The organism is Neptunicella marina, from assembly GCF_014270035.1.
GTDB lineage: Bacteria > Pseudomonadota > Gammaproteobacteria > Enterobacterales > Alteromonadaceae > Neptunicella > Neptunicella marina.
Map to the genome: position 1 here is coordinate 351,253 of NZ_JACNEP010000002.1, position 21,050 is coordinate 372,302.

Here is a 21,050-nt window from a genome sequence, read left to right on the forward strand (position 1 = left end):
TATAAGTTTTAAAAGCGTATTCATCGCTAACCTTTAATAAACAGTAGCATTTTTCAGCTCACTCAAATCCCAGTGTTGTTTAGGGGTGCGCCAGTCACCGTAATGACGTTCCAGATACAGCTCAGTATTGTGGGGAATATTTATGCAGGTTCCTGAAAATTGCATGTTATCCAGTTGTGTGAAATGTTCGCTGGGCATCCTTATCCCGCGTGAGGATAAGGTATAATCCATCCACTCACCTACAATATATTTCACAAAAAAATCCATCATTGGCAGATCATTATTACCACTGACAGGTTGCAACTTTAAGGATCGCACATCTCCCTGTTTAATCGCGCAAAAATCCTGAGGAGCATGAAGTACTTGCACTTCCCAAGATACATTAGTGAACACCTCGAGCTCGGGCAAAATGGCAGTGACAGTCTGCAACACTTGTCGCCATTGTGTTGAACAAACGGCCACATCCAAATCGTCATCCCAGGGAATCAGAGCGCCATCACGGTATATTCCCAATAACGTACCAGCGTCAGCGCAGTATCGAAGCCGCGCTTGCTTTAATGCTTTGCAAACCATCAGCAAAATATTTACCGAAAGGTCATTTATCTTGCTGGCAGCACCTAATTGCAACGACTTAATCTCTTTAGCAGATAAGATCTGGATCTTTACGGATTCAATACCTAACTGCAGCAATTGTTGTTTGATTTTCTCAAAAAACTCGCTGGCAATCAGGATCACATCCACCTCTTGTTCGGGTAATTCCTTAGGGGACAAAATAGTTACCCCTTCAAGTTTACTTCCAATTTTAACGGGATCGTTGTCACAAAAAGCAACCACATCAAAGCGGTTTTGCAGATTATTTTTTGCCGCAACGCCAGCGTTGCCTGCACCAAATATAATCGCCTTAGATTGTGCTTTTGCTTGCATATACTATTCCCAACCCGCTGTTACATCTGGTTAAGTTAATAAATTTAGTTTTTATCTGTGTGACTTATATCGGCTACTGCTCATTTTTCTATAACAGGGGCCGCTTAACCATACAACATCACATTGCCGTATTTGGCTTTAGCGAGCTAAAGCTCACCATTTATCATCAATTGCGCCAACTTTTTAGCCTGAGCTTTTTCAAGAGTGCGCCCTAGCAAAGATGAGGCCTGAATATTCCCTCCCACTAATCGTCCTCTATTGCCTAAGTTATCAAGCAACGCATTCTCTATCTTTACATTTTTACGAGGAATAGCCAGATAATCAGGAAATTCTACATAGTGTTCAATGTCTCCAAGATCCTGCTCAATTTTCACTAACAGGGGACTAATTTTTTCAACCTTACCAGCCACATATTGCAGCCTTGGAATAAAAACACTGTATAGTTCAACACTATAAAAATACTTAGCTAACCAAATAGTAACCAGCGAATCACGCAAGTATGGCTTTTCCCCTTTTACAAACATATCTATGTCCTGACTGGTTTTGACTTTGTCGGCAAGGTAAATCAGTGCCATAGGCTGCGCTGACGTTTTTTGCTGTAACTGATTAAATAGCTGTGGGTTACTGTCTGCTAGCAAGAGCTTTGCATGAGCTACATGCGGGTGATTAAGCAACATCAAATCCTGTTCAAGATTATCTGCAATAAGCATCAAGCAGTCAGCTTGCGGTAATGCTTCTGCGGTTTTGCATGAATGTACGGAGCATTGCGCTGATAAGCTGAGCACAGTCCACTGTATAAAGTGCTTGTCAATATTGTTTGGATAACTACATAAAATGGTTGCTGATTCACTTTTCCTTGCGGTAAGAACTTGCTCTCTTTTAGCTGCAAAAGAAACACTAAAATCCCAGGCGATACGCAAGTTGACACTTTGCTGATAAATTTCCTCTAAGGTAGTTAACCATAGCGCTTTTGCCTGACTAAACGCCTCACTCAATTGGTTGTCTCTACTACTCGCAATCAATTTACTAAACACCGCATTGGCGTAATTCACCGTTCCATACAATAAGAAAAATAGTAGTGATTTACCCTCTTGGTAGGAGGCAAACAACATACGTTTTTGGCTTTCAATTAACGCTTCAGCATCCGCAACTGTTTCCACTGGCATCGCCACTCGCTCAGTCATTTTGCCTAGTTCAAATTCCAGTCGCTCAGGAATAAAACGCGCTTCAAATTTTTGTAAATAATCGTGGGAGTGATTTGGCTCTATAAAAGCTTGTTTTTTGATAGCCTCCAGCGCAGCATGTTTTTGCTGCTGTGATGCGGTAATCAGCATATGCTCAATTTTTAACGGCGTCGCACCTGCCACTCGGGCACCATCACTACAGTTAAAACAATCGACTTTGCTGTTTGCCAGTGATTGCTCGAGAATAGCCTTCGACACCTTAAATTCATGTTTGGTAAATACCGTTTTGCGGAAGTTGCCCGGTACCACTAACGAGGTGTTATTTTTGGCGGCATAATCGTACATTTCCTTGCCACTGTTGTCGTAATAACCCGATTGTTTTGAGTGGTGGTGTTTATTGTCAACAAACCCTAAATCCACCCCTAACAAATACAGCTGAGTGAACTCCATACTGGTAAACAGATTCATTACAAAATTAGATACGGTGGGGAAGGCAAATTTTAGCTTGGTAAAATTATGCTCACCTAACACTTCCAGTGCCGAAGTAGTTGACGACTCCCCCTCTTTAAAGGCCACATATACATCTTTAAACAAATCGCAGGTGTCAGGATGAATACCGTTACAGGAAATCAGACTGATTTTTTTAAGGTAGTCAAAGTCCCCTACCCGGCAACACCAGTCAAAGGTTGAACGATTCTGCTCAATTTCAGCATGAAAATCCGGCACTATGCCTTGTTTGTGCAGTACCTGTAACGACGTACCACAGGAAACCACTATTGCCCTGTCGCCCCATTCTTTAATCGCTTCGATACTGGTATCCAGCGACGGACCATTTCCCACTAAAAACACCGGCACTTCTTTATCATCAAAGCTGAGTTTTTTACCTGCATTGGCAGACAATAACGAATAATCGCGGTTAATGACCTCGGTAGTATGTGCAATACCAAAACGAGCATGGTCGTAATATTCGCCCATGCTGATCACTATCTGTAACTGCTCACGCAACTGGGCAATCGCCTGCACTAAATTGGCGTTGTAATAGCTTTGGTAGAAATAAGTACTGGACAGAATATAAGGCCCAACCGAATAAAACTGATTGAGTAAATCGCGGAATAAATGGCTGCCATCATCGCCAATATTGATATAGATACGCGCATCGGTTTGATCAACCGTCTGCAAAATACTGCTCCAATCAATAGCAAAAAGTGACGCATAGAAAAAATCGCGATTTGGCTCACAAATAAACAGTTTTTCGACAACATGCTGGCGAAACATTTCTTCAAGCTGATAGCCAGTGCCAATACCAAACAGGATTAGTGACTTAATCGTATCCGGTAATTGGCCTTGCTGTTCTTCTGCTTTTTCGAGCAGGGGCTCCATCTGATTAACAAACTGATAATGGGTGTAATGTTTAAGCTTGGTACCGTTATAACCCAGCACTAAACCATCTTTATTCGGCTGCTCGCTAAAGTTCTCAAAATTGAGCAAACATTCCTGTTTAGGCGATTCGGTATACCAGCTTACCAGCGCTTGTTTATGCACCAGATTAATTTCACCGTTAACATCTTTTACCGGCAACCAGGTCTTAGGTGAATAATCTTTAAATTCTTTATGGATCGCAGGAAAGTAACGCTCAAATGCAGCCAGATTTTGCTTAAATAACTTGTCCTCAGCATGATTTACATCGTCAAAACCGGCCATATCAGACTGTGGTGTCCACATTGGCAGATATTGCTGAACATCCTGATTTAACTGATAGTTAAATCCATCTTTAAGCAAACGGCTCCAGTTTTTGCTTTTTAGCTCATAGCTAATAGAGCTAAATACTGGATGGTTGTAATGCTGATACAGATAAAAACCATCAAAAGTAAAATGCTGATGTAGCTCCTGCATATCATCGAGCAAATTACGTGCATCTTTTTCCATTTGCAGATAAATCGCCGTGCCCTTATTCGTCGCATAGGACAGAATTTCGGCCCATTCAACAGACAATACCGAGCTTTGCAAAAACTGTACTTCTGGCTCATAGATGATCAAATGTTTGATTCGATAATTTTTAACCAGCCTTAAAATATGCTTGCCCAAACCAATACCCAATACCACCATGACATCTAACTGAGTAGGCAAAGGTTTCTGATCTTGCTGATACTGATAACTATCTAATTGATTTAGACTGTGCTGTTGCTCACTGGACGGTTTTTCAACATCGCGGAACGCAATATAAGGACAATGTTCTATTATCGAGTCAAATTGCAGGTTGACTTCCTGCTCAGGATGCAAACCATAAAAAGTGCGACCAATGCCATAATCCACAATATTGGTTTCACCAAATTTATTGCAGATAAGCGCCATGTTTTGCGTTTTAATATCTTTAATATAGGGCAATACCGACGGAATATACTGCCTGAACGCACGCAAGCTGCGCATAAAGGTTTGCTGAATTTTATCAGACTGTTGCTGTTCTAATTCAGCTTGTTTAGATTCATCTTTTTCCAGATGTAATCGAATATTTTTAAGCATAAAAAAGTAACGACCTGCTTTTATTCTGTTGTGTGAAGTTGCGAAAATACCTGTGGTAAATCCACCCCATCCCAAATCTGGTTAAACACCAATGCACTACCAAGCTCAATGTGCCTCCTGGCAACATGTTTATCAATCATATTACTTAGCGTTTGTTGCACGTCTTGCGACAGCCCATAAGTAGCGATCGTTTGTAATTTGTCATCAAAGGGTAAGTGTTTAATGTCCTGCAACTGAACACTTAACAGCACACCATATCCGTTATGAGAACTAAAGGCATCTGGTTCAATATTGTTTATTTCAGCCACTCGCAGCCCGGCTAACTGCCAGATATTACTGCAATTAATGTGCCCCAGGGCTAATAACCTTTGCAATATAAGCACTTGCCCTACCTGATGCGACACATCAAATTGTTGTTTATGTTCGGCTAAACTCAGAGCAAGTTGCTGATAAAACTGTTGCTGCAATTCAAGCGAGGTATCCCACCAATATAGCGCTTTGGGCGATGAACAGGCCTGTTGTGCAAAGGGTAAAATATCGCTACACAATTTCTGTGCAGCATCTTTGGCCTGCTCGGCAGATTGCACATGCAGCATCGCAATGGAGTAGCGATCAGGAAAACACAACTGCGGTGTTTGTGGCGCAATGCCCGATATCGCTTCAATGGCATTATCGCCGCCCCACACCACTCTTAAATCACTCCAGTGACTAAGTGCTTCAGTGACATCCGACTGTTCGGCAGCATATTCCACCACACTTACCAACGAATGTAGCAAGCTGCTTGGTTTACGTTGCAAAAATTGCTGCAATAGTTGAATAAGCTCGCGAGTAATGTCGCCACTACGCTGACTAATTCTGACAATATTCTGATTGCCACTTAACACCGACAACAACATGGAATAGAAAAACACCGTGTCCACATTGGCCGGCGCAATATGAAATACCTTAGCCGCTTGTTTTGAATCAAAAGCATCCGATGTGATTGTGGATTTAATCTGTTGCAGGTTGGCTGCCCGCGCCCAAAATGCCAGAGCAATAATCTCGGGAAAGGCTCGCGCCTGAGATTGCTGCAAAATAAATTGTGCCAGCTCATCAACAACGACCAGCAAACTATCCTGCCAGGGTGTGAGTGTTTGGCTCACCTCCTTTTGCAAGGGTACATGCCAACTCACTTCGGCCGATGTTTTTGATTCAATAACACTTAACTCATCAGGAAAAGGTATCACTACACCCCCTGACTTCAGCTTTTGGCACTCGCCCTACCACGTTAAAATATTTACCTTTACGGCCACACTGGCAGTCATCTTCGCCCAGTAACAGCCCTAAATCTTCGGTCAATAATTGATGACCGGGGTAACTTTGTGCTGTAACCGAATTAAGCTGAATAAGCCCGGTTTCGCCCACATCACACACACTTAAGTCGTGTGCACGGCGAATTTGAATATCCGACCACACAGGGCAATGTAAATGCCCCTGTTCACATTCAAAGTAAATGGTGCCAGTTTGTTCTACCATGCCGTAATAGTCATGCACACGAACATGACCAAGTTGCAGGTTAATAGCCTGTTTAAAGTCCTGATTTGACACGGCCTGAGCTTGCAGTTTTTTCCAGCCGCCACCGTGGATCAGTACCGCATCCTGCAAATTAAATCGCAAATTATGTTTTTGCAGCTGCTGCACAAAACACTGCCAAACCATAAAGGTAAAACCAAACATCAACACCGGCTGCTGACCAAATTCAGCAAAAAACTGTGATACCGCGTTAATATCCAGCTGCATGTTTTCATCTAACGCGTAGGTATGGTTATGCCCAAAAAATGACAAGCCCTGCAAACCCGCAGCACGTGCACTCATACCGCCCGATTTTTTTAAGGTGGCAGGTGAGTCGATTAACAACATGGGACGACGGGCTTTACCCAGCCAGTGCTGGAGTATTTTCACCAGTATCTGGCTTTGCAGCTGCGCAGTTGCTTTATCCAGATAAATGGTTGATGGCTGACCAGACGTACCAGAGGAGTGTAAAACCTTAAACACCTCATCATCGCTGATACTTTTTAGTGACATTTCCTTAAATAAACGTACCGCCAATGGCATTGCTGAATCGCCTGCAGCCAAATTCCACCCGCTACAAATTCGTTGGTAAGCATCACAGTGCTCTCGATGAAATTCGCTTAACTTATCCAGTTCAGGCTGTAAAAAAGCCTGTTTCTGCCTGGCATCAAGTGCATAAATATCATCGGCATTAAAGTCCAGCATCAACCACTCACCTCACTGATGAGTTGCTTAAATGCCGGATAGTCGGTTTTACCCGATGATGTCAGCGGAATAGCATCGATTGAAAAAATCTTAATTTTACTCGGGTGCAGATTAAGTTGTTGTTGTAACTTATTTTTTAAGTCAGTCAGTTCCAAATGAGATGATTCACACACGCCCACCCATAATTCATCATTGTCGCCTGTGGCTAACCCATCAACGCCTTGTTGCTGCAGCCAGATTTCAACATCATCGAGACTAATGCGGTTACCAAAAGGTTTAATAAAACGCGCCTGACGCCCGCTAATAAAGTAGCGCCCCTGCTCATCACGATAGGCCAAATCCCCCGTCACTAACTGAGATGCGGGTTCAAAATGGGCTAAATCAACAACCGATTGTGCATAACCCAGCATCACATTGGGGCCTTGATAAACTAACTGACCTTCAATGTGGTTTTGACTGATAGAATGCCCTTGCTCGTCTATCAGCAAAAACGCACCGCCCTCAATCGCATAACCGATAGATTCGGGGTAGTGCTCCGGCTCGGCATTGATAGCCATTCTGGCTGTGGCTTCAGTTTGACCATACATCACAAAGAATTGTTTGTTTTGTGCATTGGCAAAATCGGCTAGTTGCTGCACGTATTTTTTAGCTAACTTACCGCCAGCCTGAGTAAAATAACGTAAATCTGCCAATTTCTTTTTGCATAAACCCAGTCGGATCAGCATTTCATAACTGTAGGGCACGCCGGCAAAACTGCTGACCTTATGTTGCTCCAGGGCCTGCCAAAATTCACGACTCATTACGCTATGCTCGTTTAGTAAAATACTGGCGCCACATTGCAGGTGGGAATTAATCACCGACAGACCGTAAGAATATGCCATGGATAAGGTGGTGATGGTGATATCGGATTGAGCAATAGGCAATCCGCTAGCAATGCCTTGAGCATTAGCCTGCAAATTTTCCACGCTAAGTGCTACTTGTTTGGGTGAGCCAGTTGAACCAGAAGTGGATAACAACACAGCCACTCGTTCATCTAATAAATGCTGCGCGGCATGCTGTTTATGTAATCCGTATTCATCCACTATCCAGTTAGGCTGGTAAGCATCGCATAACTTTGCTCGCTTTGGTGCATCCAAGGACGCATCCACCATCAACACGACGTGCTGACTCTGCAAACAGGCCAGATAGATAGCCACCGATTGCACATTATTGTGCACGACTAACAGCACTAACTGGCGACCGTTACCTAATTGCTCTTTGTATTGCTCAACCAGCTCCTGTAATTGGGCATAGGTCAGCTTACGGTCATGTTCAATTACCGCAGTATTGTTGTTCCAGTCAGTAGGCCAGCTAAAAAACACAATATAGTCCGTTGCTGAACGCCTTTAGTTAAAACTCACGTCGTATTTACCCAAAATAGACTGCGCTTTTTGCACTGAACTTAAGTCGATAATGTCATCGGTATCCAACATCACATCAAATTGATTTTCAATTTCAGCAATTAAAATCATATGCGCGGTGGAGTCCCATTGCGGAATGCTATTGTATGCCAGCTCGTCTTTAACTGAGTCGAGTTCAATTCCCAGGCCAGTTGCAAATGCTTGATATAGTTTGTGTTTATTTGACATTGTTTAGTCCTGCTAATGTTTGGATGGCCGCGATAATAACTGCTTAATGGTACTGGTTGCCTGTTCGTAATTCGCCTGATTTAAGCGAATATGCTGCAAGTTATCCTGCTGTTTTTGAAGCTGATACCCAAGCTTTTGGTTGTAGCTAAGCGCTGCCTGATTATCGGTTTTCACCACTGCAATTAACGCCTCCACCCCTAACTGGTTAAAACAATAATCGTTAACCAGTAATGTAGGCGCAAACGCGACTATGTTACCTCTGTATCGGTTATCGGCAATATATAGCCCAACCTCAAGCTCCTTCGCCTCGGTAAGCTTTTTGCCCACGGTATTGGCTTTAATATTTATGCTGCCAATCGCTTGTTGTTTGTATTCAATTATCCAGTGTTGCTGACTTTCATCACGTTGAATTTTATTAAACCACGCCAGTTGCTGCTCGGCAGTGATTTGCTCCTGCGACAGCATATAACGACTCACCTCAGCACTATTGCGCCAGTCTCTGAGCATAGACAAGTCATCTTGGTTTATGTCTCTTAGTACCACCTGATAACCTTTCAGCATTAGGCTGTTTTCCTATCCAGTTGGTAAATCGCTTCGACGATATTCACCGCGCCATTTGTATAAGGCAAGGCCAAAAGCTGTTGATGCATTTGTTGTAATTTGTTGTCGTGACGCCAGTAATCGATAGCTTGTTTAACCATTGGAACCACATCGGCGTTATTACGCATGTCAAATGCCAGACAGTGGCCGTTTTTTGCAGCTTGTTGTGTGGCGTTTAGCTGGTTATCTGCTACCACCAATAAAAAAGAGGGCGTACAACAGGCCTGTAACTCAAATTGACTGCCACCTGCAGCAGAGATGGCTAAACGAGTGTGATTGAACATATCGGCCATATTCTGACAATCATGAATATGCTGAATGGCCTGAGCACTGCTTTGCATAAAACCCTGTAATTCATCTTGTTTTTGATAGGCTGCGCCGGTAATCACACGTAGCGGAATATCAGCTGCCAAACGATTAAATGCCTCAATGATTGGCAAGGTAAAGTTAAACGGATCACTGCCACCCAGCATAATGGTTAAGGCATGACGTAAATGCCATTTAAGCGGCTGAGCCACATAAAATTCCTGACGCAAAAGGTGAAAATCACTGCCCAGGCACGCAATCGCGGCTGGCGCTGTTTTTTCATAACCTAAACTCGTCGCGTTTTGTGCGGCATTGATCACAAGATCCGCATGTAAATCGCCACTGTTATTGTTGTCATCAAACAGAATTAAAAAACGGAAATGCTGTTTTAATTGATTGCGGTAACCTTGGGTAAACTGATAGCCATCCAACACCACATAATCCGCATCGGCTAATCTGGCTTGCAGCGTAATCCAGTCAACTTCCTGTGCCAATTCGATATTGTCGGGCATGACAAGTGATTTGCCCTGCCAACTATGTTGTGTCTGAATAAGTTGCTGAGTTTGCTCTTTCACCACAAATATTTGTTCGATACTGTCGTGAGCTAAAGCCTGAGCCAGCGCCTGACAGCGCATTAAATGTCCCAGTCCAATTTGATTACCGGCATCCACCCGGTACAGCACTTTCACATTCAATCCTTATTCAAACAACGACCAGTCTAACGGTGTGCCTGGCTCGAGATCGGTTTTAGCCACTTTATTGAGCACACTTTGCCAGTGCTTTGGCGCTAAACCAAACGCTGGCCGCACAATCCTCAGGTTTTCTTTGGTTAAGCTCTCACCCGCTTTAATCGGCTTAGCGACGTAAATAGAGCGTCGATACTGTTTTGATTTTTCTTCGGCCTGCGTACCGCCATACACCACTGCGCCCATCGCCTGCCAGGCGCGCTTGGTTTCAATGACTAATGCGGCTAATTCATCTGGTTCTAATGAGAACTCAGCATCAACACCACCGGCAGCTCTATCGAGTACAAAGTGTTTTTCAATTACATTCGCACCCAATGCCACAGCCGCAACTGACACTCCTACCCCAGCAGTATGATCGGACAATCCCACCTCGCAGCCAAAGGCATTTTTTAAATGAGGGATGGTATGCAAATTAGTATTGGTTGGCTGCGCCGGATAAGTGCTGGTGCATTTTAATAAAATAATCTGCTCACAGCCGTTATTCTTTGCTGTATTAACCGCTTGTTCTATTTCAGATAGAGATGCCATGCCAGTAGACATAATCAGCGGTTTGCCTTTACTGGCAGCTTTGGCAATTAACGGTAAATCGGTTAATTCAAAAGAGGCAATTTTAAAGCAAGGCACGTTCAAGCCATCGAGAAAGTCGACCGCCTCTTCATCAAAAGGAGAACTAAATGCCAGCATGCCAAGTTCGTTAGCACGCTCAAATAGCTTTTGGTGCCACTCGTAAGGTGTTGCGGCCTTTTTGTATAACGCATGCAATGACTCGCCATGCCACAGACTATCGGTTTCTTCGATCACAAATCCTTTTTGCTTAACATCCAGTGTCATGCTATCGGCAGTATAAGTTTGCAGTTTTATTGCATGTGCGCCAGCTTTGGCTGCCGCTTCAACCATTTGTAATGCCAGATCATACTGCTGGCTGTGATTACCACTTAGTTCGGCAATGATAAAAGGTTCATAACCCTGACCAATTTGGCGACCACCAATATCAATTGTCATCAGGATGGCTCCGCAAAGATTGATTCAATACTTTCCACCAGTTGCTGCGGCGTAATATCAAAACTGTCCATATCGGTCGCAAATTCCGGCATAAAGGTTCTGGGATCCACATCACCACTTATCAGCATCACGGGGCAACTCACACAGGCTGCCATCCAGCGTGCAGCGCCGGGAATGCACACTAATAAGTCAGTGCTTTTTAATTTAGCAAGTACGTCAGCCGGCGCATGAGCATTGGGATCAAATTGCCACACCTCAAAGCCTTTCTGCTGCAACTGGTCTGCCAGTTCAACCGTGCGTGGAAAACCAACGCCTGTCATTGCATCCATGGTTGCCAGTGCAACGACCTTTTTGTTTTGCGAGTTAAGCGCTGCATCCGACTCAATATTTATCGACCAATCCATTGTCGCCTGATCAAAACCACAACAACTGCGCAAATAAAATTCCGGATAACCGTTATCGGGTAAAAAAGGACTTTGCCACCATTCACTTTGCCATCGCGTCATACCATAAAAGGTACTTTGCATATATTCTGTTGGCTGATTTACATATTCCGGTTTAAGTGTTTGTTGTTGAAATTGTTCCAGTAATTCATTCAGAGACATACTGATATAATTGCCAACCACCGGCTCACCTGCATCTTTTAAAAAGCGCGCCAGAAAACACGGCATAAAACCACAATCCAGATTGATGATCTGATCATACTTATTGGCGACAATCTGCTCAGCCAGTCCTAAAAATGTTTCCATTGCCGGGATAATATTATCTGGCCACTGTTCTCTGTTCAGCCCCCAAACATTGATATTAGGTTCTGCCAGCTTAATGAAATCAATGCCATTTGCGTAACTGAGCAAGCTGATATTTGCTTCGGGTAATTGCTGTTTAAAATAGCGCAATGCAGGTAGAGCCACCCCTACCACATCTGCAAAATCGGTCATTCGGATCAGTAATATATTGTTATGTGACATCTTGTTCTCGCATATAGGCGTTAAACATCAACTCGGCTCTATGCCAGTCTTCAAGTGTATCTATATCCTGCACCAGATGGCGCGGCAAAATCACCGCCTCACTGTCTGATGAAAAAATCTTTTTTGAGGATAAATAATCTGCGCTACGTCCCCAGTAAAACTGACCTGCATCATGGTAGGCTTCAGTTAAATCCTGCGAACGCTGATAAATATGCTGCTCAAACATAGGCGCAGGCCCATTTTCGTTGAGTTCTAAAGCTCGCTGTATAGGAAAGGCAAAACTGGTCACAGAAAATGCAAATGCTTTAGCTGGCTTACTTTTCAGCGCATTTAAACCTTGCAGTAAATATTGTGCCTGTAAAAAAGGGGCCGTCGCATAAATACAGCAGGTAAATTCCGGCATTTGGCCTTGTTGCTGAAAAAATTCAATGGCGTGATTAGTCACCGGACGAGTACCGGTAAAATCATCAGATAAATCCTCAGGACGCATAAAAGGGACCTCTGCGCCAAATTCTGTGGCGACCTTAGCTACCTTTTCATCATCAGTCGAAACGATAATTTTATCGAATAACTGACTTTGCTGCGCCGCCAGTATCGAATAAGCAATTAAAGGTTTACCGGCAAACTGGCGGATATTTTTACCCGGTATACGTTTACTGCCTCCTCGGGCAGGAATAACGGCTAAATTCACCTTTTCTCCTCAAGCTAAAATACTTTCGAGCGCGTCAACCACCCGTTGTTGTTGCTTTAGCTCCAATCCCGGATAAAGCGGTAATGTAATCGCATTTTGATAAAAAGCTTCAGCAACAGGGAAATCACCCGGGTTAAATCCTAAACGCTGATAATAGGGCTGCAGATGAATAGGAATGTAGTGCACGTTTACACCAATCCCCTTCTCACGTAGCGCATTGAACACAGCTCTTCTGTCGTGCTCAACGCATTCGACCACATAAATATGCCAGGCTGCCAATCCTGATTCTGGATTTGTTGGTAGTTTAAGCCGTAAATGCGCCAACGCCTGTTGGTACCAATCCACCTTTTTTTGACGCTCGGCAATAAAACCATCCAGTTTTTTTAACTGAGAACGCCCCAACGCAGCATGTAAATCACTTAAACGATAGTTATAACCAAGTTCGACTTGCTCGTAATACCAGGCATCTTCACTTGGATTTTCCATCCGCGCGGGATGACGTGTAATGCCATGTTTGGCAAATAAAATCAGCTTTTCGGCAAGTTCAGCATTATTGGTTGTTACGGCACCACCTTCAGCCGTGGTAATCGATTTAACCGGATGAAAACTCAGTACGGCCATATCAGAATACTGACAACTACCAATGGGGGATTCCTGATAGCGTCCACCTAGTGCGTGGCTTGCATCTTCAATGATCATGAAACCATATTGGGCTTTTAATTTAGCCAGAGCCTGCATATCACAACTCACACCGGCATAATGCACAACAACTATCGCTTTAGGAATTTTTGTTGCTGTAGCTAGTTTTTGTGTAAGGGCTTCAATACTCAGATTGCGCGTAGTTGGATCAATATCTACAAAATCAATTTCCGCACCGCAATAAAGTGCACAATTAGCTGACGCGACAAAAGATATTGGTGAGGTCCAGACCACATCGCCATGAGCAACGCCCGCAGCTAAACAGGCAATATGTAGAGCAGAGGTACCGCTGTTAACCGCCACCGCGTATTCACTTTGGCAATACTGTTGCAGCTCATTTTCAAATGCCGGAACTTGCTTCCCCTGAGTTAAAAACTCGTTGGTCAGAACCTGCGTGATAGCATCAATATCTTGCTGGTCTATCTGATGTTTACCATACGGGATCATAAGGTAAGGTCATTTAACTGTTTTAATTCATCTACGCTCAAAAAGTGCGGATTGGTACCTGAATGGTACTCAAATTTTTCATCCACTTTGCGTCCCTGTTCACCCAGTTTATTTGAGGAATAAGATACGTTTTTATCAAAAAACAATATGGCAGGCGCTATCACGAAGTGATCATCAAATTCATAGGAATGGTGTGCAACTTCCTGCGGCACCATAATTTCATGAATTTTCTCACCTGGGCGAATACCAATGGTTTTATATTCGCGTTTACCACTCATGGATTCAACCAAATCAATTATCTGCACCGATGGGATCTTGGGAACAAAAATTTCTCCCCCTTGCATGCGCTGAAAGTTTTTAATAACAAACTCAACGCCTTGCTCAAGTGTGATCCAAAAACGGGTCATTTCTTCATGAGTAACAGGCAAACAGGTGTCACCTTTTGCCAATAAATCGCGGAAAAACGGCACAACTGAGCCGCGTGAGCCAACAACATTGCCGTAACGCACGACGGCAAAGCGCGTACCACCGGCTCCTGCAATGTTATTCGCCGCGACAAATAATTTGTCGGATGCCAGCTTGGTTGCGCCATATAAATTGACCGGGTTAGCGGCTTTATCGGTGGATAAGGCAATGACTTTTGGCACATTAGATTCAATACAGGCTTCAATCACATTTTGAGCGCCCATAATATTGGTTTTAATGCATTCCATTGGATTGTATTCAGCCGCAGGCACCTGCTTAAGAGCCGCGGCATGTACCACAAAATCAACACCACTCATGGCAGTTTTTAAACGATATTTATCTCTTACATCCCCCAGGAAGTAACGCATACAAGTCGCATTGAACCGTTGTTGCATATCAAATTGCTTTAGTTCATCCCGGGAGTAGACGATAAGTTTTTTAGGGTTATAGTCCTTAAGGATTCGACCAATAAACTTCTGGCCAAATGAACCCGTGCCGCCTGTAATTAAAATCGTTTTGCCATCAAACATCTTGTTGATCTTCTTAGATTAATTCATCGTAACTACATTTGTTTGTATCATGAATTTAGTTCAAGTCAAACAAACTCGCCCGTTAGCACGCCAGAGCGCTGCTTTTTAGTACTATTTGTAGCTTTTTATTGCTTTACGGCTATGCATTAACTTTGCCAACTGTTTTGATGTTTGCTCAAAAAGCGGCGCAACTTCGGTTTGAATGTAATGATGTCGATCTAATTCTGACTGACAAAATAATTGGAGAGACTGGCCAGAAAGCAGGCCCAGTTGTTGTTGGATAAGCTGATCACGCTCTGTGACCAGCTTTAATAATGTTTCATGATCCAGTTCTTCCGCAGCAACTAAGGTTTGTATCTTCTCAAAGTTTTGCGCTAGTTCTGGATGTGTTTTTATTGAATCTGTATCGCTCACACTGCAGCTTGTTGCTGTTGTTGACGCTGAGCTGCATAAGCTTCCTGTTTTGCCTCTTCAGGAATTTGCGCCCACGCCGTCTTAATCGGTAACAACAGGTTAATCACTTCGTCCATGATGTTCAAACTATTCTGAACATTCGCATCGGTTACACGCTGCAGCATGTAGTCATACAATGCAAAAAGATTATCGGAAATCTCACCGCCGGCTTTCATATCCAGGCTGTCACGCAAACTGACTAAAATAGCGGTGACTCGTGACAAATTCTCGGATTTACCAGCGTAATCTTTACGCTCCATATTACCTTTAGCGTAAGCCAGCCTGTCCAGCGCCCCTTGCATCAACATCAGCGTAATCTTATGCGGATCGGCATTGGCAATTTCCTGACGAATATTGCCTTTTTTATATGCGTTAATCCCCTTTAGTGCCATGACAATGTTACCTCTTCACTTGCGTGATTTTATCGATTTAATGTCTAACCGCCCAACGCCGCCATTAAAGCGGAACCGGTTTGATTCAATTGTGCGACGGTTTTATCCAGATTCTGATACTTGCTACGCAGTACCTGCTCATAATTGGACATTTGTAATTCCAAACGCTCACGTTGGTCAGAGATGGATTCTCTTTCATCTTTAAATGCTTGCTCGCGTGTTCTTAACAGGCCACCAAAGGTAGTATATTCATAAGTAAAGTCATACAACTTTGACGCGATACCATCATCCCCGGTAAACAGGTTGGATATTTCATCAAAATTATCTTCCAGCGCAGCCGTTAGACGCTTCTGACCACTATCAATACCAAATTCATCCGTTTCACTGATTTGCAATTTATTGTCATCATCAAAACTAACACCTAACTGGAATAAGGTGCCTAATGCAGAACCCGGTACCGACGAAGAAATAATGCCAGCAAGACTCGACTCAATATTTCGCGCCATAAAATCACCCGCTAAAGGCCCGTCATCTTCAAGATCAGACTGGCCATAGCGCGTAAGCTTGGTAATTTCTGACATCAGTGAATTGTAATTATCAACAAAATCACGGATTTTCTTTTCAACCCCTTCTGTATCAAAACCAATTTCCAGTTTTGACGTCATGGGATCACCAAGTGCATCTAAAGAAGACAATTCACTCACTTCAAAAGACACATTCTCAATCACGTTTTTAAATTCGTTGGTCGAACTTTCTGCCACAATACCATCAATGGTAACTTGAGCATTTTTGGCCGATTCTTTTGGCGCAAGGTAACTGGTTAAACCGTCTGAACTTTCAGTGGAAACACGGTTCAGTTCAGCAATATCATTATCATTGATAATACGCAGATCATTGCCTGCACCAGTAATGGTCGAACTAAACACTAAACGTGCACCACCATCGGTGGTACCGGTATTAATAATGCTGGCATTTACACCAAAATTATCTTTGTTGCTGTTAACTTTGGCACGCAGTTGCTCAAGCGTCATGCCCTCGGTCACATTAACCGTAAATGAATCGGTGCCCACCTTAAAAGTCAGGGAACCATTATTTCCACTGCCGGTAGTTATGACTTCTGATTTGGAATTGGCAAACCCAGCCAGACTGGGATCACTTGGATTAACCGCATTATTGGTTTCAATACGACTACCACTGGCTAGTTGCGTCACCGCAATTTTGTAGTTACCTGCTGTGGCAGAATTAGATGCATCAGCTGTGAATGGTTCAAGTGTCTCACTTGGATGAGAGGTTAACGCTTTACGCCCGCGAAGTTCATAATCAAAACGCAAATCATCAACGGACTTTTTGAAATCGTCCATTTTAGATTTTAGCTGGCCGATCCCAGACAGTTGCGCTTCAACTTTTTCTTCACGCTTGTCGAGTCGATCGGTTTTAGGTTTACGCTCAGCTTCCAGTAACTGAGTTACCAGATCATCCAGTGCTAAGCCGGAACCTACACCCAATGATTGAATTGCCATGAAAACCTCGTAATGCTAACCGCAACCAAGCGGTATAGATAAATAATAAAGCGCAATCTAACAGATTACGCTTTATTGCTAAACAACACTCCGACCGCTGCACCGATGTCAGATTGTAAATCTTTAATCCTGGCAGCTAACTTCAATACTTCATCAGAAGGAAGCTGACGGATAACATCGCCGGTATCGGAATCAGTCACTTTAACCACAGAGCGCTGACTTTTTTCATCAATTGAGAAATTAAGCTGACGGGTTTGTGATTGCAAAAAGCTATTTACATCACTAACCGCCGTTTCAATTTCATCACCTGCTGAAATTTTATCGGCTGAAGTTGAATTAACTTTACTGATTTCCTGTTCTGAAGATTTCACTTTTTCAGAATCAGAATCCTGTGTTTGCGATTCAACTTTTTGCTGTGGTTGCCTGAGTTGTTGAGCCAACGGATTGTTTGCCAAAGAAGGCGCAACTTGTGAAAAATCGATATCCATCTTCCACCTCGTTTAAAAAATAAAGCTTGGCTACCAAGTTTTAATATCAGTTAAATGTAACTGATACATTCTAACTATAGTAGCCCCCTTTATTTAGCTCAAAAGGGTTAACGCAGCTTGTGGACGCTGGTTAGCCTGACTCAACACCGAAATACTCGCTTGCTGCACGATTTGGTTACGTGTCAGTTCCGCGGTTTCAGTGGCAAAATCGGTATCACGGATCCGTGAACGAGCACCTGAAATATTTTCAGATATATTGCTCAGGTTACGGATGGTGGATGAGAACCGGTTTTGCAATGCACCTAAATCAGCACGAGCACCACCAATGGTTGATAAGGCATTATCAATATTGGTTAACGCTGCAGACGCATTATCAGAAGTAGCAACAGATACATCACCAATGCTAAGACCTGACGTGCCATAACCACCACTACGTGATAAGTTTACGGAAATGGTTTGTCCCGGATTAGCACCAACTAAGAAAGCGGCGGAGAAAGTCCCCTTCAACAGATCAACACCACCGAATTGAGTATTCTGCCCAATACGGCTGATTTCCTGTTTAAGTGCAGATACTTCTTTTTGCAGTGCAGTACGGTCAGACGATGTATTAATACCATTTTGCGCTTGTACCGCCAGTTGGCGAATACGTTGCAACGAAGTGGTGATTTCCCCTAACGCGCCTTCGGCAGTTTGTACCACAGAAATACCATCGTTGGCATTTCGTGCAGCCTGGTCCAAACCGATTATTTGCGCCGTCATACGATCAGAAATCTGTAAGCCCGCAGCATCATCGGCAGCACGGTTAATTCGAAAACCAGACGACAATCGTTCAAACGAAGTCGATAACGCCTGTCCTGAATTAAACAGCTGACGCTGTGCGTTGAGCGAAGATATATTGGTGTTTACATATAAACCCATAATAATAACCTCCTGAAAACCAGCGTGGATACCCTCATATCCAAACTGGTTCGCCTCAATTTCAACTCTTGCGAGTTGCCTCTTAAATGGGAGATTGGCACCTCTACCAAAACCCCAAAAACTCTACGAATAGAATTCCCCTCAACTAAGGTTATCGACCAGGCCATTAGGATCTTTAGCTTTTTTTACGATTTTTTAATTGCTTTAAAAACAACCACTTAACAAGTTTATGAAAAATAAATTAAAAATATTTTTTTGACTGAACATAAAAATAGACAGGTAACAGAACTTTGTGTAAGCACCAGCTAATGATAAAATTGCAGCTATAAAACAAACTTAGGTAGGTTCCAAACGAGACCTACCCAATCCATTGACTACAGGAATGCAAAGCGCATGTCTCAATACGTTTATACCATGTCTCGTGTCGGTAAAATTGTGCCGCCAAAAAATCAAATTCTTAAGGATATTTCCCTGTGTTTTTTCCCCGGAGCCAAAATTGGTGTCTTAGGTTTAAACGGAGCAGGTAAATCAACCTTACTGCGTATCATGGCTGGCATAGATACGGATATAGAAGGTGAAGCACGTGCACAACCCGGTATTAAAATTGGTTACCTGCCTCAGGAACCACAATTAGATGGTGATAAGGACGTACGCGGTAACATTGAAATGGCAGTAGCAGATGTTACTCATGCTTTAAAACGCCTTGATGAAATCTATGCTGCTTATGCTGAACCAGAGGCCGACTTTGATGCTCTGGCAAAAGAACAGGGTGAAATGGAAGCCATCATTCAGGCCAAAGACGGTCATAACCTGGAAAACGCGTTAGAGCGTGCCGCAGATGCACTACGTTTGCCGCCTTGGGATGCAGACGTAAATAAACTGTCAGGTGGTGAACGCCGCCGCGTGGCATTGTGCCGCTTATTGCTTGAAAAACCTGACATGTTATTGCTCGACGAACCAACTAACCACCTTGATGCAGAATCTGTTGCCTGGTTAGAACGCTTCCTACACGACTATGAAGGCACAGTCGTTGCCATTACCCACGACCGTTATTTCTTAGATAACGTTGCAGGCTGGATCCTGGAACTTGACCGTGGTCATGGGATCCCATGGGAAGGTAACTATTCGTCCTGGTTAGAACAAAAAGATGAACGTTTAAAACAGGAAGAACGCACTGAAAGCGCGCGTCAGAAATCAATTCAACAGGAATTGGAATGGGTGCGCAGTAATCCCAAAGGTCGTCAGGCCAAAAGTAAAGCGCGTATGTCACGCTTTGAAGAACTGAACAGTTCCGATTTTCAACGTCGTAACGAAACCAACGAACTTTATATTCCAACTGGTGAGCGGTTAGGTGATCAGGTTATTGAAGTTAAAAACCTGCATAAAGCCTATGGCGAGCGAGTCTTGATTGACGACTTATCATTTACCATGCCTAAAGGCGCGATAGTCGGTATTATCGGTCCGAACGGTGCCGGCAAATCCACCTTGTTCCGTATTTTATCCGGCAAAGAACAAGCCGACAGCGGTGAGATTATTGTTGGTGATACCGTGCAACTGGCCAGTGTTGATCAGTTCCGCGATGATATGGACGACAAAAAAACCGTGTGGCAGGAAGTTTCAGAAGGTCAGGACTTAATTCGCATCGGCAACACTGAGTTAAACAGCCGCGCTTATTTAAGCCGCTTTAACTTTAAAGGTAATGATCAGCAAAAGTTTGTCAAAGACCTGTCAGGTGGTGAACGTAACCGTGTGCATTTAGCCAAGCTACTAAAAGCTGGCGGCAACGTGCTGTTACTCGATGAACCAACCAACGACCTGGACGTAGAAACCTTGCGCGCACTGGAAAATGCCCTGCTGGCCTTCCCGGGTTGTGCCATGGTGATATCGCACGACCGCTGGTTCCTCGACCGTGTGGCCACTCATATTCTCGATTACCGCGATGAAGGCAAAATTAATTTCTACGAAGGTAACTACAACGAGTACGAAGCCTGGCTCAAAGCCAACTTTGGTCAGGACGTGGTCGAGCCACACAGACTTAAATACAAAAAAATCAGCAAATAAGCTCGACCACAGCAGGGCGCCGGCCCTGCCTTTTCGGCACGAAAAGCGAACCCGGACAAAATCACATTTTGTTCGGGTGACCCATCAAAAAAGTCCGAGCCGCACAGACTTAAATACAAAAAAATCAGCAAATAAGCTCGACCACAGCAGGGCGCCGGCCCTGCCTTTTCGGCACGAAAAGCGAACCCGGACAAAATCACATTTTGTTCGGGTGACCCATCAAAAAAGTCCGAGCCACACAGACTTAAATAC

19 protein-coding genes are annotated in these 21,050 nt (G+C 43.6%); 1 reads left to right on the top strand and 18 read right to left on the bottom strand.

All coding sequences use genetic code 11. The features are described from left to right. Window positions 1-33: 33 nt before the first annotated feature. The 18 genes from H8B19_RS03990 to H8B19_RS04075 form a co-directional block, all read right to left on the bottom strand. Window positions 34-924: a LicD family protein gene (locus H8B19_RS03990; protein WP_186505486.1), complete on the bottom strand. Its 891-nt coding sequence runs from the start codon at window positions 922-924 to the stop codon at window positions 34-36. Between the two features lie 146 nt (window positions 925-1,070). Then, the gene (locus tag H8B19_RS03995; protein ID WP_186505487.1) at window positions 1,071-4,628 is read right to left on the bottom strand and encodes a 6-hydroxymethylpterin diphosphokinase MptE-like protein; all 3,558 of its coding nucleotides are present in this window, start codon (window positions 4,626-4,628) and stop codon (window positions 1,071-1,073) included. Between the two features lie 20 nt (window positions 4,629-4,648). Then, window positions 4,649-5,854 (bottom strand): acyl-CoA reductase, encoded by a 1,206-nt coding sequence (locus tag H8B19_RS04000; protein WP_186505488.1) that lies wholly within the window; start codon window positions 5,852-5,854, stop codon window positions 4,649-4,651. Further along, the gene (locus H8B19_RS04005; protein ID WP_186505489.1) at window positions 5,838-6,884 is read right to left on the bottom strand and encodes a LuxE/PaaK family acyltransferase; all 1,047 of its coding nucleotides are present in this window, start codon (window positions 6,882-6,884) and stop codon (window positions 5,838-5,840) included. The genes H8B19_RS04000 and H8B19_RS04005 overlap by 17 nt, the downstream gene beginning before the upstream one ends. Further along, a complete protein-coding gene (locus H8B19_RS04010) occupies window positions 6,884-8,245 on the bottom strand; it encodes an AMP-binding protein (protein WP_186505490.1) in 1,362 nt (453 codons plus the stop codon). The genes H8B19_RS04005 and H8B19_RS04010 overlap by 1 nt, the downstream gene beginning before the upstream one ends. Window positions 8,246-8,269: 24 nt before the next feature. Continuing rightward, window positions 8,270-8,512: an acyl carrier protein gene (locus tag H8B19_RS04015; protein WP_186505491.1), complete on the bottom strand. Its 243-nt coding sequence runs from the start codon at window positions 8,510-8,512 to the stop codon at window positions 8,270-8,272. Window positions 8,513-8,524: 12 nt separating this feature from the next. Continuing rightward, complete coding sequence (locus H8B19_RS04020; RefSeq protein WP_186505492.1) at window positions 8,525-9,073, bottom strand: GNAT family N-acetyltransferase; 549 nt, start codon at window positions 9,071-9,073, stop codon at window positions 8,525-8,527. Beyond that, window positions 9,073-10,107, bottom strand: coding sequence for a UDP-2,4-diacetamido-2,4,6-trideoxy-beta-L-altropyranose hydrolase (pseG, locus tag H8B19_RS04025; RefSeq protein WP_186505493.1), 1,035 nt, complete (start codon window positions 10,105-10,107; stop codon window positions 9,073-9,075). Before pseG ends, H8B19_RS04020 begins: the two co-directional genes overlap by 1 nt. Before the next feature lie 9 nt (window positions 10,108-10,116). Beyond that, window positions 10,117-11,166 (bottom strand): pseudaminic acid synthase, encoded by a 1,050-nt coding sequence (pseI, locus tag H8B19_RS04030; protein ID WP_186505494.1) that lies wholly within the window; start codon window positions 11,164-11,166, stop codon window positions 10,117-10,119. Beyond that, the gene (locus H8B19_RS04035; protein ID WP_186505495.1) at window positions 11,166-12,134 is read right to left on the bottom strand and encodes a glycosyltransferase family 9 protein; all 969 of its coding nucleotides are present in this window, start codon (window positions 12,132-12,134) and stop codon (window positions 11,166-11,168) included. The genes pseI and H8B19_RS04035 overlap by 1 nt, the downstream gene beginning before the upstream one ends. After that, the gene (gene pseF / locus H8B19_RS04040) at window positions 12,124-12,825 is read right to left on the bottom strand and encodes a pseudaminic acid cytidylyltransferase (RefSeq protein WP_186505496.1); all 702 of its coding nucleotides are present in this window, start codon (window positions 12,823-12,825) and stop codon (window positions 12,124-12,126) included. The genes H8B19_RS04035 and pseF overlap by 11 nt, the downstream gene beginning before the upstream one ends. 9 nt (window positions 12,826-12,834) lie before the next feature. Continuing rightward, window positions 12,835-13,971, bottom strand: a complete 1,137-nt coding sequence (gene pseC, locus H8B19_RS04045) for a UDP-4-amino-4,6-dideoxy-N-acetyl-beta-L-altrosamine transaminase (protein WP_186505497.1) — start codon at window positions 13,969-13,971, stop codon at window positions 12,835-12,837. After that, entirely contained in the window at window positions 13,968-14,966 is a 999-nt protein-coding gene (gene pseB, locus H8B19_RS04050) for a UDP-N-acetylglucosamine 4,6-dehydratase (inverting) (RefSeq protein ID WP_186505498.1), read from the bottom strand. Before pseB ends, pseC begins: the two co-directional genes overlap by 4 nt. Before the next feature lie 111 nt (window positions 14,967-15,077). Then, on the bottom strand, window positions 15,078-15,380 hold the full coding sequence (locus tag H8B19_RS04055) for a hypothetical protein (protein WP_186505499.1): 303 nt from the start codon (window positions 15,378-15,380) through the stop codon (window positions 15,078-15,080). Continuing rightward, window positions 15,377-15,811 carry a flagellar export chaperone FliS gene (gene fliS, locus H8B19_RS04060; protein WP_186505500.1) on the bottom strand — a complete coding sequence of 145 codons (435 nt, stop codon included), beginning with the start codon at window positions 15,809-15,811 and terminating at the stop codon, window positions 15,377-15,379. Before fliS ends, H8B19_RS04055 begins: the two co-directional genes overlap by 4 nt. Before the next feature lie 44 nt (window positions 15,812-15,855). Continuing rightward, complete coding sequence (gene fliD, locus H8B19_RS04065) at window positions 15,856-17,331, bottom strand: flagellar filament capping protein FliD (RefSeq protein WP_186505501.1); 1,476 nt, start codon at window positions 17,329-17,331, stop codon at window positions 15,856-15,858. 65 nt (window positions 17,332-17,396) lie between these two features. After that, window positions 17,397-17,819, bottom strand: coding sequence for a flagellar protein FlaG (locus tag H8B19_RS04070; RefSeq protein WP_186505502.1), 423 nt, complete (start codon window positions 17,817-17,819; stop codon window positions 17,397-17,399). 93 nt (window positions 17,820-17,912) lie between these two features. Next, entirely contained in the window at window positions 17,913-18,737 is an 825-nt protein-coding gene (locus H8B19_RS04075) for a flagellin N-terminal helical domain-containing protein (RefSeq protein WP_186505503.1), read from the bottom strand. Window positions 18,738-19,130: 393 nt separating this feature from the next. On the opposite strand from H8B19_RS04075, the gene ettA reads away from it, so the two are divergent. Then, window positions 19,131-20,798 carry an energy-dependent translational throttle protein EttA gene (gene ettA / locus H8B19_RS04080; RefSeq protein ID WP_186505504.1) on the top strand — a complete coding sequence of 556 codons (1,668 nt, stop codon included), beginning with the start codon at window positions 19,131-19,133 and terminating at the stop codon, window positions 20,796-20,798. Window positions 20,799-21,050: the final 252 nt, after the last annotated feature.

Bases quoted from the DNA above. Each gene is read 5' to 3' on its own strand.
- H8B19_RS03990 (WP_186505486.1), bottom strand. From the start codon at position 924: ATGCAAGCAAAAGCACAATCTAAGGCGATTATATTTGGTGCAGGCAAC.
- H8B19_RS03995 (WP_186505487.1), bottom strand. From the start codon at position 4,628: ATGCTTAAAAATATTCGATTACATCTGGAAAAAGATGAATCTAAACAA.
- H8B19_RS04005 (WP_186505489.1), bottom strand. From the start codon at position 6,884: ATGCTGGACTTTAATGCCGATGATATTTATGCACTTGATGCCAGGCAG.
- H8B19_RS04015 (WP_186505491.1), bottom strand. From the start codon at position 8,512: ATGTCAAATAAACACAAACTATATCAAGCATTTGCAACTGGCCTGGGA.
- H8B19_RS04020 (WP_186505492.1), bottom strand. From the start codon at position 9,073: ATGCTGAAAGGTTATCAGGTGGTACTAAGAGACATAAACCAAGATGAC.
- pseI (WP_186505494.1), bottom strand. From the start codon at position 11,166: ATGACAATTGATATTGGTGGTCGCCAAATTGGTCAGGGTTATGAACCT.
- H8B19_RS04035 (WP_186505495.1), bottom strand. From the start codon at position 12,134: ATGTCACATAACAATATATTACTGATCCGAATGACCGATTTTGCAGAT.
- pseC (WP_186505497.1), bottom strand. From the start codon at position 13,971: ATGATCCCGTATGGTAAACATCAGATAGACCAGCAAGATATTGATGCT.
- pseB (WP_186505498.1), bottom strand. From the start codon at position 14,966: ATGTTTGATGGCAAAACGATTTTAATTACAGGCGGCACGGGTTCATTT.
- fliS (WP_186505500.1), bottom strand. From the start codon at position 15,811: ATGGCACTAAAGGGGATTAACGCATATAAAAAAGGCAATATTCGTCAG.
- fliD (WP_186505501.1), bottom strand. From the start codon at position 17,331: ATGGCAATTCAATCATTGGGTGTAGGTTCCGGCTTAGCACTGGATGAT.
- H8B19_RS04070 (WP_186505502.1), bottom strand. From the start codon at position 17,819: ATGGATATCGATTTTTCACAAGTTGCGCCTTCTTTGGCAAACAATCCG.
- H8B19_RS04075 (WP_186505503.1), bottom strand. From the start codon at position 18,737: ATGGGTTTATATGTAAACACCAATATATCTTCGCTCAACGCACAGCGT.
- ettA (WP_186505504.1), top strand. From the start codon at position 19,131: ATGTCTCAATACGTTTATACCATGTCTCGTGTCGGTAAAATTGTGCCG.